Raw genomic sequence first — 11,636 nt, 5'->3', positions numbered from 1 at the left:
CCGTGCGCGGGGTGGCGGGCAAAGCGAGGGCGGTGGGGCCCTGGCCTGGCAAAGGTCACCTGGCCTGAATATCTCACCTCAATCTGAAACCATATTTTCACTTTGTCAATTATTGAAAATACATTTTCACATCGCTTTACCACGTGCCATACTGCTTTCATGACCGACACGACCCACGCCGACATGAGCCACGAACAGAGCCTCAGCCACGAACAGAGCCTCGAAGCCAGGCTACGCGCCCACCACCAGGACCTGCCTCCGGCGGAGCGCCGACTGGCCGAGCTGCTGCTGAACTTTCCCGGTGACATCTCGCGCTACGGTGCGGGAGAACTGGCCGAGGCCGCCGGTACCTCTCGAGCGGCGGCGTCACGCCTGTTTCGCCGGCTCGGCTACCGCGACTTCAACGAGGCCAGACAGCAGGTGCGTGACGCCCAGCGCTGGGGCTCGCCGCTGTACCTGTCCAGCGCCACCGAGGCCCGTCGACCGGCTCCTGGCAACAACAGTGCGACAGGCCAGAACGCCACCGGCCATGACAGCGGTGCGCTTGAGCAGGGTACCGGCCTGGAAAGTGCCGCCCAGGGCGGCAGCTCGCGCCAGCCGTCGGCACGCGGGACGGAGGGCCAAGCGCTGTCAGGGAGCCAGAGTGCACTGGGCGGGCTCGATGCGGATAGCGCACTCGGGATGCACCTGGCGCAGGAACAGGACAACCTGGCGCGCAGCTTCGCCGAGCTGGACCAGGCGGCGCTAGGCGAGGCCATCTCGGCCCTGGGCAAGGCGCCCCGGGTACATCTAGCGGGGTTTCGCAACAGCCAGATGCTGGCGAGCTTCTTTCATCGTCAATTGCAATTGCTCAGGCCCGATGTCCAGCTGCTGCCCCGGCCAGGCCAGACCCTCGGCGAGGACCTGGTCGACGTAGGAGCGGATGATCTGGTGATACTGATCGCGCTGAGGCGACGCACCGGCCAGGAGACCAGCCTGCTCGACTGCTGCCGTCAGCAGGGAGCCAAGACCCTGCTGCTGGTCGATCCGACCTGCCCGACCACCCTGGCAGGCGACTGGCGCCTGGAAGCACGGGTGGCCTCGGCTTCACCCTTCGACAGCTACGCCTCCTGCCTCAGCATGATCCAGGCGATCTGCACCATTTTTTACCGTCAGAATATCGATACCTGTCAGCAGCGCCTGAGGGAGGTCGAAGCGCTTCATGACAGCCTGGATGAGCTCTCCAGGTTCTAACAACATCTTCTGTGGTGATGAATATACGGGGGGAATCATGTGCCAAAAAAGCCGTTAACCCAGTGACTACTTATCTCATGACGGAAAATTTCTAGAAACCCTATATTCTGATAAACCGACACATTCACCACAAGGGTTCAAGCGCGAAAGTCAGTCTGCACCAAGGTGAACATCCGCTTGCACCATTTATTATCGCCTCGAGCTTTATCAGGTCGAAAAAGGGAACATTGAACACAGCAAAATACTGAAAAACCGATAGAAACCCGACTCTGGCACCAAAGATGTAAAGAACAAACACAAGACACGACGGGAGCCAATCACCATGTCACGAACCCTTGACCTGGCGGCACGACTGAGCCACACCCTGGACCAATGGGTGGAGCGTTGCTGCGTCATTCTGCTCGCCGTTCTGGTCGTCACCGTCTGGACCGGCATCCTCGCCCGCTATGTCCTTCCCTGGAACCTCACCTTTACCGAAGAGATGGCCCGTTATCTGATGATCTGGGTCGCGTTGCTGGCAATCTCCATGGGGATATGTCGGCGCCAGCATGTCGGCATGCTGGTACTCTTCGACCGACTTCCGGCGCTTCTCCAGCGTGTTCTTGCGCTGTCCTTCGACCTTATCGGCATCGCCTTTTTCGCGGTCATGTTCTTCTACAGCCTGACCTACGTCGAACGCGGCTTCAGTCAGTCCACCATGATCTTCGGGGTTCCCAAGGGCTACCCCTACCTGATCCTCCCCATCGCCTCCGGAGTGGCGTGCCTGCAGCTCGCTCTGTCTGCGCTGAAGGACATGAAGCGTACGTCCCCCCAACCGGCGCTCGAGCGCACCTGAACAGGAGTCGCCCTCATGGTGCTAGTCGCCTCTGCCTTCTTTCTGCTGCTGGTCATCGGCATGCCGGTGGGTATCGTGCTCGGCGTCGCCGGGCTGCTGGGACTCGTCGACATGGGCGGTGGCAGTTTTCTCGCCATGGTCCCTGACAAGTTCTTTTCTGGGCTGAACCTGTTCCCGTTCCTGGCGATGCCGTTCTTCATCCTCGCCGGCGAGATCATGAACCGTTCCGGGCTGACCCTGAACCTGGTCAACTTCGCCCAGTCACTGGTGGGCTGGCTGCGCGGCGGCATGGCCCACTCCAACATGCTGGCGTCGGTGATGTTCGCCGGGCTCACCGGCTCGGCCACCGCCGACGCCGCCGCCTTCGGCAATACCCTCGTGCCGGCAATGAAGAAGGCCGGCTACAGTGGCCCTTACGCCTGCGCCGTCACGGCGGCCGGCTCCATCATCGGTCCGATCATCCCCCCATCCACCCTGGCCATCATCTACGGCTCGCTGATGGGGGTGTCGATTGCCGGGCTGTTCGCCGCCGGGATCATCCCCGGGCTGCTGCTGTGTCTGGTGTGCATGTGCCTGATCGCGGCCACCGCCCGCCGCCTCAACCTGCCCAAGGATGAACAGGGCACCAGCCTTGCTCGTATTCTCAAGGAATTTCGCCTGAGCCTGCTGGCGCTGATCCTGCCGGTCTTCATCCTCGGCGCCATCCTCACCGGCATCACCACGCCCACCGAAGCCGCTGCGCTGGCGGTGTTCTACGCCCTCTTTGTCGGCTGCGTGTGCTATCGCAACATCGGCTGGCGTGATCTCTACGAGATGCTGGCGAGGACCGCGCTGATCACCGGGGTCATCTTCCTGATCATCGCCTCGGCCTCGATCCTCGGCTGGTGGATGACCTTCAATCAGATCCCCCAGCTGATCGCCGACGCCTTCCTGTCGGTGTCGCAGTCACCCGTGGTGGTGGTCACGATGATCGTCGCCCTGCTGCTGTTCATCGGCCTGTTCATGGATATCAACGCTGCGTTGATCATCCTGGCGCCGGTGCTCGCCCCCCTGGCCGCGACCATCGGGCTTGAGCCGGTACACGCAGGCATGATCATCATCCTGTCGCTGACCATCTCGCTGATGACACCACCGGTCGGCGCCTGCCTGTTCGTGCTGGCGTCGGTGACCGGCGAGCGCATCGAATCGATCACTCGCTCGCTGTGGCCCTTCATCGTGGTCGAGCTGCTGGTGCTGCTGGCCACCGCCTACTGGGAACCCATCAGTCTGGCCATCCCGCGCATGCTGGGACTGGCGGGCTAATCTATTGCGGCGCCAGGCGCCGCTTGTCCTCGACGCAGTGCAACACCCAAGGCGCCTGGCTCGCTCGGCGGGCGCCAACAACAACGCAAGGAGTGAACCATGTCTCGACTGCCCCTCCCCGTCACCCCGCGTACTGCCCTGGTGGGCGCCGCTCTCGCCGCCGCCCTGGTCGCCAGCGCCTCGACCCAGGCCGCGACCACCATGCGCATCGCCCACCTCAATCCGCCGGACCCCACCGCCAGCAACTCCGGCGCGATGACCGCCGTGTTCAAGCAGCTGGTGGAGACCGCCACCAACGGCGAGATTCAGATCGAGATCTTCCCCGCCGGGCAGCTGGGCGAGGATGCCAACGTCATCAATCAGGTCGGCCAGGGCATCGTGCAGTCCACCATTTCTTCCGCCGGTGGCGTCGCGGAACACTATCCGCGTATCGGCATCTTCGATATTCCCTTCGCCTTCCCCAACATCGCGGTGGCCACCGAGGTCATCGACCTGGACAGCGACTTCGGCAAGGCCCTGGCCGAGGACCTCGAAGCCGAGACCGACGGCCTCAAGGTGCTGGGGCTGCTCGACAGCGGCGGCTTCTTCCAGTTCACCAACTCCCAGCGTCCGATCGAGACCACCGACGACATGGACGGACTGCGCATTCGCACCATGACGCTGCCCACCCACGAAGCGATGATCAATGCCCTGGGGGCCGAGGCCACGCCACTGGCCTGGTCCGAGGTGTATACCGCGCTGCAGACCGGTGTGGCCGACGGCCAGATGAACCCGATCCAGCAGACGTCCTTCGCCAACTTCGACGAGGTGCAGTCCTACCTGACCGTCAGCAACCACCTGATCACGCCCTACATCTGGCTGATCAACGAGGACTTCTACAACGGGCTCGACCCCGAGCAGCAGAAGGTCATCGACTGGGCCGCCGATGTGGCGGTGGACGCCGGCCGCTCGATGTCGCGGATCATCGAGGCCTCCGACAACGGCCTGCCGAAGCTGGCCGACGGCATGGAAGTCAACGCCATCACCCCCGAGGCCCGTCAGGCCTTTATCGACAAGGCCCAGCCAGCGGTGCGCGAGGTGATCAGCGAGCGCTACGGCAGTGAAGGCGAAGCCCTGCTGGCGAGCATGCTCGACGCCATCGATGCAGCCGACGCACCCTGATGTCGCCTCGCCCGCGATAGCATTTCCCAAGCGCCCAAAAACGATCAGGCCGCTCCCCGTGGGGAGCGGCCTGATCGTTGGTCACTGTTGCAACTTCAGTTCGACGGTGTCAGCCGATATTCGGCCATGGCACTTGCGCGACCCGAATGTCAGCGGAAGACAGCTTGCCTACGGCGTCGGCTTCGCTAGTTCGACGGCGTCAGCCGGTTTTCGACCATGGCACTTGCGCCGCTGATGTCCGGAAGGCACTCGCCCTGGGCGAGTCGCTCGAGGATGCGTTCTTCCTGGCGCTGCAGTTCCAGGGTGTGGTCGATCACCGCGTCGACCTCCGACGGCGGCAGTACCACCACGCCATTCTCGTCGGCCAGCACCACGTCGCCGGCGGATACCACCACTCCACCGACGCTGACCGGCAGGTTCATGGCACCGCCCTGGTCGGCGAGCTTGGTGGTCAGCGACGAGACGCCGCGGCTCCACACCGGGAAGCGCTTTGCGCGCAGGGTAGCCAGGTCAGTGGCGGTGCCGTCGATGATCACCCCGGCCAGTCCCAGGCGCGAGCCGACCTCGGTCAGCACCCCGCCCCAGCAGGCGTGACGACGATCGCCCTGGCGATCGATCACCAGTACATCGCCGGGACGTAACAGGCGCATGGCGTGGTTGAGCAGGGTGCCATCTCCCGGCGGCAGCGACAGGGTCACGGCAACCCCGGCCACCCGCACCTCGTCGAGCTGGCAGCGGATCTCGGGGTCGATAAAGCCCTCTTCGCGGAAGTGACCGATGGTGGCGGTCTCGCACTCGAGCAGGCGCTGATGGCGGGCGGGGTCCAGCGGGGCGGGCAGGTCGGCGATGGTGTACACAGCGTTTTTCCTTATATCAGGCTCGGCAGCCAGGTGATCAGTCCCGGCACCCAGTACAGCATCAGCATGCCGAACAGGAAGCACAGCACGATCGGCCAGGCGGCGGCGTAGATGGTCGGCATCGACACCGAGGGTGCCCCGCCCTTGACCGCGAACAGGTTGTAGCCGAACGGCGGGGTCAGGCTGCCCACCGCCAGGTTGATCAGAAACAGCGTCCAGAACCACACCGGGTCGAACCCGTAGGCCTTGACCAGCGGGGCGTAGATCGGGATGACCACCATCATGAAGGCGATCTGGTCGATGAACATGCAGGCGATAAGCGGGATCAGCATCAACAGCAGCAGCATCAGGCCGGTGTCCAGGTCCATGGCGGTGGCGGCGGCCACCAGCCCGGAGGTGGCCCCGGTAAAGGACAGAAGCTGACTGAACAGCTTGGAGCAAGCCAGGATGGTGATGATCATGGCGCTGATCGACAGCGACGACAGCAGCGCCTGTCCGGCCATCTTGAGGCTGAACTTGCGGTAGTAGAAGGCCACCAGAATGGCCCCGAGCACGCCGGTGGCGGCGGACTCAGACGGCGTCGCCACCCCCAGCATCATCAGCCCCAGCACCGAGAAGATGATGATCGAGAACGGCGCCATGTTGGCCAGCGCCCGACCGCGCTGGCGCCAGTTGCCGCCGCCCGAGTCGTCCACCGCCGGTGCCCGCGACGGGTCCAGCATCATGCGCACCACCACGTAGGTCACGAACAACCCGGCCAGGAGCATGCCCGGAATGATGCCTGCGATCAAAAGGCGAGCGATGGAGACGTCGACCATGGAGCCGATGATGATCACCAGAAGGCTCGGCGGGATGATCGGTGCAAGGCCGGCGCCGCCGAGGATCAGGCCGATCGACAGGCGGTCGTCGTAGCCACGCTGCTGCATCGTCGGTAGCGCCGAACGGCTGAGCATGGCGGTCACCGCCAGGGCCGAGCCGGACAGCGCGCCGAACAGCGTCGACAGGGCCACCACGAAGAAGTACAAGCGGCCCTTGATGCGTCCCATCAGGGTGTCGAGGGAGTCGAAGATGACGTCGATGGAGCCCGAGCGGAACAGCAGCTCGCCCATCAGCACGAACAGCGCGATGGTGGTCAGCGTCTCCGAGATGACGGTGTCATAGACGCTGTTGGCGAACAGGCCGAAGCCGGCGCTGCCCATCAGCCAGAAGGTGCCGGCCACGTTGATCGCCAGAAAGGCCACGAACACCGGCACGCCGAGGGCGAACAGCCCCATCAGCAGGGCGACGGCCAGGCCCAGGGTGACATACCACTCCATCGTCTACGCCTCCTGCCGTGGACTGTCGCTGGGCCACTCGACGGTGGCGGGCAGCAGCGCGCGCCGCAGAAAGTGCAGCGCGGTATTGGAAAAGCCGTAGCCGATAAAGCTCGACACCCACACCTTGGGGATATCGAGCCCCATAGCGGTGGTGGTGCCGCTGGCCAACTGGCGAAGGCTCTCGCTGATCAGCATCCAGGCTGCCAGCGCACACACCGCCGCGGTCAGCAGCGAGGTGAAGCGCTCGAAGCCCTGTCGACGGGCGGCGGGCAGGCTGTCCTGCAGCACGCTGATGGCGATGTGCCCACGGGTCCGGGCGAGTTCCGGCATGGCCAGGCTGGCCGACAGGCACAGACAGTAGGCGACGATGGAGCTCGACCACAGGGTCGGGGCGTTGAAGAAGTAGCGGGCCACCACTTCGATCCAGAAACACACGACGATGCCACACAGGGTGGCACCGCCGAGGTAGAAGCCGAATCGCGTGAGGCCATCGTGCCAACGGGCAATGGTAGCCAGCATGGGAGCGATCCGATCAGGGGGTCATGTCGTTGCTTTCGGCGATCTCGCGCATCTTGGCCACCGCCTCCGGCGACTTGTCGAGGCCGAGCTGCCAGATGCCTTCGGTCACCAGCTCGTCGAGACGCTCGGCGTCTTCCGGGGCGAACTCGGTTTCGTGCATGCCGAGCTCCCGCAGGCGCGCCCATTCCTCGACCGCCAGTTCGTCGAGCACCCCGGCGATCTCGCTTTCCAGCGCCTCGCCCTGGGCCAGCAGCACCGACTGCTGCTGCTCGTCGAGGCCATTGAAGGTGTCGAGGTTCATCAGCAGGTAGGTGTAGGTCTGGCCGAAGGTGGGCTTGGAGAAGTAGCCCGCCACCTCGTGCCAGCCAAGATCCTCGACGCCGTTGAGGCCCCAGGCAGCGCCGTCGATGACGTTACGATCCAGTGAGGAGTAGACGTCGCCGCTGGACATCAGCACCGGCGTGCCACCCAGGCCCTGGGTCACGTTGGTGTAGGTGGGGCTGCCGCGCAGACGACGTCCCTCGAGGCCCGGCGAGCCTTCGATGGGCTCCTTGAGCACGTACTGGAAACCGCTGGAGCCGAGCGGCGGAATCGCCAGCAGCTTCAGGCCGAGCTCGTTGTAGTGGCTGTCGATGAAGTCCCACAGGCCGGACTCGCGGGTCTTGGCAGGATCGACGAAGACCCCGTCCATGGCCGCGCCGACACCGGTGGTGTTGGTGTGGTAGGCGCCGTGGGTGTAGAGCAGGTCGAACACCCCTACCGAGACCGGCTGCAGCTGTTCGAACGGCGGCACCACGTCGGGGCCATTGAGGCTGATGGAGACCTCGCCGTCGCTGGCGCCCTGGACCTTGTCGATATAGCGCTGGGCGACTTCGCGGGTGTAGGCCGAGGTCAGGTCGTAGCTCGACAGCATGCGCAGATCGGTGGCCTGGGCATCGGGTGACAGCGCCGACAGTGACAGGGCAGACAGCGACAGCGCGGACACGGTCAGGATGGAGCGGGAGAGTCGGGACAGGGAGCGATTCATGGTCTTCCTCGCGTTTATGGTTGTTATCATCCGTGGCCGAGGCGGGATGCGTCCGGCAGAAGGATCTTCGATACCACTTCAATCTAGTCAGGCCGACACACCGGGGTCAATGGAAAGGCACCGATCGAGTTTTTCGATTTTTAATATGTAGAATTTACGGAATTTATACAACAAAATGAAAATATAAAAACCAGAAAAATAAAGAGCACTATCTTGTGAAAAATCTCGTATTAAAGGGCTATTATCTCGAAGTATTTTACGCCAAACATGATGAGACAAAACCCCGACAACGCCTGATAAAGCAAATAATACAACGACTTATATAAAACACCCTCTTTCGCACAGACGCCCGCCCAGCTCCATCGTCGTTATTGCCACAGGCGACAATTTCGACACCCTATCGGCCACCTTTCAGCAGAAGAAAAACTATTTCCAGCAAGAAGGGATCGACTCGCCTGGCCGGTTACCCTCGACCAGGCCGAAGCTGGCAGGAGGTAACCCATGCCCGACAACGGCCGACGGTGTATTCTCTGACAACAGCTTGGCCAACCATACACAGGCCAACATCAGGGCGCCTTCGGCGAGGACAGATCGTCCCCACGAGCGCCTCTTGCTGACAGAAATGAAAGGAGCCGGTGATGCGGCCGATTCACGACACCCTGGACTGGAACCTGCTGCGGACCTTTATCGTCATCGTGCAGGAAGAGAGCGTGAGCAAGGCGGCGGTGCGCCTGTACCTGTCTCAGCCGGCGGTGAGTCTGTCGCTGAAACGGCTGGAAGAACGGCTGGGCCAGAAGCTGATCGAGCGCGACAGCCATCGCTTTCGGGTGACCCAGGCGGGTCAACTGGTGTACCGCGAGGCGGTGGATATCTACGCCAATGTGGCACGCCTGGCGGCCTCGGTGGGGGAGTCGGACCCGGAGGTGGCCGGCCACGTCTCGCTGGCCTTTATCACCGGTATCCAGTGTCGCTTTCTCGACAGCGTGCTGGCGGCCTTCCATCGTCGCTATCCGCAGATCACCTTCGAAATCGAGGACATGTCGAGTCAGGAGGTGCAGCACGCCCTGTCACAACGCCAGAGCGCGCTGGGTATCTGTCTGGCCCAGAGTTGCCCGGACAACCTCGACAGCCAGGTGCTGGCGCGCCAGCGCTATCGGCTGTACTGCGGGCGCAGCCACCGCCTGTTCGGCCGCGACAGCCTGCCCATGGAAGAACTCAAGCAGGAGGCCTACGTGTCCTTCGGCAGCGAGCAGCTCGACGGGGTGCTGTCGCCGCTGGCGGTGTTCCGCGCCCAGCACGGCCTCAAGGGCCCGGTGGTGGGGCAGTCCAGTCGTCTGCAGGAGATCCAGCGCATGGTCATGGCGGGCTGGGGCATCGGCTGCCTGCCGGAGCACCTGGTGGCCCGGCAGGTGGCGGACGGCGAACTGTGGCCGCTGCCGCCCTACGACGGCGTGGCCGACATCGACCTGCACCTGATGTGGCACCGCGAAGGCCGCGCCAGCGTGGCGGAGACAACCTTTATCGAGTTCTTCCTCACCAGCATGGCCAAGGTGCCCATGGAGCACCGCCTGACCACCGGTATCGACGTGGCCGACGCCGCCCAGGCACCCCTCGCTTTTGACGATACGCCATAGGGCAGCCTGTTCAACGCGCCAGGGCAGCCTCGCGGATGGCACTCAGCCGCTTGCCCGGGGCGATGCCGTCGGCCTCGTAGCGCAGTTCGATCAGCGCCGGACGGCGTTCGCGCTCGGCGAAGGCCAGGGCGCGCTCGAAGGCGGCGTCGAAGTCCTCGTCCCGCTCGACGATCTCGCCCAGGCCGCCGTAGGACTCGACCAGGGTGGTGAAGGCCGGGTTGGTGAAGGTCAGGGCGATCTCGCGGCCGGGGAAGTCGTTTTCCTGGTGGGCACGGATGGTACCCCACATGCCGTTGTTGAACAGAAGGATCACCAGGCCGACATCGTACTGCAGCGCCACCCCCAACTCCTGCAGGTTCATCTGGAAGCAGCCGTCACCGGCGAAGCACACCGCCGGGCGGTCGGGGTGCTCGAGCTTGAACGAGATCGCCGCCGGCAGGCCGTAGCCCATGGAGCCCACCGTCGGCGCCAGCGAGCTGCCAAGCCCGGCGAAGCGCACGTAACGGTGGGCGTACAGCGCATAGTTGCCGGCCCCCACGCTGATGCAGCCCTGGCCATCCAGGCGACGATCGACGCTGGCGGCGACCTTGTCGAGACTCAGCGGCCCCGGGGCCGGCTGGGGCTCAAGCGTCGCCAGGTAGTCGGCGCGCGCGGCGCGGGTCTGGTCGGCCCAGCGCGGTGAGGTGTCCGGCGCCAGCCCGTCCAGGGCGGCGGCGAAGCCCACCACGTCGGCGTTGATGGCAAGCTCGGCATGATAGACCCGGCCCAGCTCTTCGGGATCCGGGTAGACGTGCACCAGCGTCTGGCGCGGGGTCGGCGACTGGATCCACGAGTAGCCTTCGCTGGTGGCCTCGCCCATGCGGGTGCCGACGGCGATCAGCAGGTCGCTGTGCTCAAGCCGCTCGCGCAGGGCGTCGTCCATGGCGAAGCCGACGTGGCCGACAAAGCGCGGATCGCGCTGGTCGAAGCACTCGAGCCGGCGCCAGGCCACCCCCACCGGCAGATCGAAACGCTCGGCGAAGGCCGCCATCTGGGCCTGAGCCTGTGCCGTCCAGCCGCTGCCACCGATCAGCAGGAAGGGCCGCTCGGCCTCGGCCAGACGCGCCTTGAGCGCCTCGAGCTGAGCCGCGCCGGGGTGGGAATGCAGCTTGGCCATGGGCTGGGCGTCGGCCACCTCGGCCTCGCCCCACAAGGTGTCTTCCGGCAACGCCAGCACCACCGGACCGGGACGCCCGCTGGTGGCGACGCGATAGGCCCGGGCGATGTACTCGGGGATACGATCGGTGGCATCGATCTGGGCGACCCACTTGGCCATGGGGCCGAACATGCGACGGTAGTCGATCTCCTGGAAGGCCTCGCGCTCGACGAAGTCGTTCCCTACCTGGCCGATGAACAGGATCATCGGGGTCGAGTCCTGAAAGGCGGTATGCACCCCGATGGAGGCGTTGGTGGCCCCCGGGCCACGGGTCACGAAGCAGATGCCCGGCTCGTTGGTCAGCTTACCGTAGGCCTCGGCCATGTAGGCGGCGCCGCTTTCCTGACGACAGACGATGGGCTCGATGGCGCCCCGATGCTCGTTGAGGGCGTCGATGCAGGGCAGGTAGCTTTCCCCCGGCACCAGGAAGACCCGGCGGGCGCCGTGGGCGCGCAGCTGGTCCATCAGGATCTGGCCGCCATTGCGGCGCGCAAGGGACGTGGTTGGCGAAAGCGTGGAGGCTGGCAGGCTCATGTCAGGGTTCTCGATATCGTTGT

Annotated in this window: 10 protein-coding genes; 5 read left to right on the top strand and 5 right to left on the bottom strand. The window is 64.4% G+C overall.

Going from position 1 to position 11,636, the window contains the following annotated elements:
- Positions 1-159 precede the first annotated feature (159 nt).
- The 4 genes from KUV74_RS10775 to KUV74_RS10760 all read left to right on the top strand — a co-directional run bounded on the left by KUV74_RS10775 (position 160) and on the right by KUV74_RS10760 (position 4,531).
- Positions 160-1,233 carry a MurR/RpiR family transcriptional regulator gene (locus tag KUV74_RS10775; RefSeq protein WP_222516295.1) on the top strand — a complete coding sequence of 358 codons (1,074 nt, stop codon included), beginning with the start codon at positions 160-162 and terminating at the stop codon, positions 1,231-1,233.
- Between the two features lie 322 nt (positions 1,234-1,555).
- Positions 1,556-2,068: a TRAP transporter small permease gene (locus tag KUV74_RS10770; protein ID WP_108132015.1), complete on the top strand. Its 513-nt coding sequence runs from the start codon at positions 1,556-1,558 to the stop codon at positions 2,066-2,068.
- A gap of 15 nt (positions 2,069-2,083) precedes the next feature.
- Positions 2,084-3,370, top strand: a complete 1,287-nt coding sequence (locus tag KUV74_RS10765; RefSeq protein WP_181248614.1) for a TRAP transporter large permease — start codon at positions 2,084-2,086, stop codon at positions 3,368-3,370.
- Positions 3,371-3,469: 99 nt separating this feature from the next.
- Positions 3,470-4,531, top strand: a complete 1,062-nt coding sequence (locus tag KUV74_RS10760) for a DctP family TRAP transporter solute-binding subunit (RefSeq protein WP_222516294.1) — start codon at positions 3,470-3,472, stop codon at positions 4,529-4,531.
- A gap of 185 nt (positions 4,532-4,716) precedes the next feature.
- Here the strand turns inward: KUV74_RS10760 and KUV74_RS10755 are convergent, their stop codons facing one another.
- From KUV74_RS10755 to dctP, 4 genes are read right to left on the bottom strand one after another with little or no spacing between them, the layout of a single operon-like run.
- The gene (locus tag KUV74_RS10755) at positions 4,717-5,388 is read right to left on the bottom strand and encodes an RraA family protein (protein WP_108132013.1); all 672 of its coding nucleotides are present in this window, start codon (positions 5,386-5,388) and stop codon (positions 4,717-4,719) included.
- A gap of 11 nt (positions 5,389-5,399) precedes the next feature.
- Positions 5,400-6,704 carry a TRAP transporter large permease subunit gene (locus tag KUV74_RS10750; RefSeq protein WP_222516293.1) on the bottom strand — a complete coding sequence of 435 codons (1,305 nt, stop codon included), beginning with the start codon at positions 6,702-6,704 and terminating at the stop codon, positions 5,400-5,402.
- A 3-nt stretch (positions 6,705-6,707) separates the two neighbouring features.
- The gene (locus KUV74_RS10745) at positions 6,708-7,223 is read right to left on the bottom strand and encodes a TRAP transporter small permease (RefSeq protein WP_108132011.1); all 516 of its coding nucleotides are present in this window, start codon (positions 7,221-7,223) and stop codon (positions 6,708-6,710) included.
- A 13-nt stretch (positions 7,224-7,236) separates the two neighbouring features.
- Positions 7,237-8,250 (bottom strand): TRAP transporter substrate-binding protein DctP, encoded by a 1,014-nt coding sequence (gene dctP / locus KUV74_RS10740; protein ID WP_162816416.1) that lies wholly within the window; start codon positions 8,248-8,250, stop codon positions 7,237-7,239.
- A gap of 638 nt (positions 8,251-8,888) precedes the next feature.
- Between dctP and KUV74_RS10735 the strand changes: the two genes are divergently transcribed.
- Positions 8,889-9,884 carry a LysR family transcriptional regulator gene (locus KUV74_RS10735; protein ID WP_045992342.1) on the top strand — a complete coding sequence of 332 codons (996 nt, stop codon included), beginning with the start codon at positions 8,889-8,891 and terminating at the stop codon, positions 9,882-9,884.
- A gap of 10 nt (positions 9,885-9,894) precedes the next feature.
- On the opposite strand, the gene KUV74_RS10730 is transcribed toward KUV74_RS10735, so the two are convergent.
- Positions 9,895-11,613, bottom strand: coding sequence for a thiamine pyrophosphate-binding protein (locus KUV74_RS10730; protein ID WP_108132008.1), 1,719 nt, complete (start codon positions 11,611-11,613; stop codon positions 9,895-9,897).
- Positions 11,614-11,636 lie beyond the last annotated feature (23 nt).

This window comes from Halomonas sp. DP1Y21-3 (assembly GCF_019801245.1).
Classification (GTDB): domain Bacteria; phylum Pseudomonadota; class Gammaproteobacteria; order Pseudomonadales; family Halomonadaceae; genus Halomonas; species Halomonas litopenaei.
Note: the sequence above shows the minus strand (reverse complement) of the source record. Positions and strands in the feature narration are given on the sequence as shown.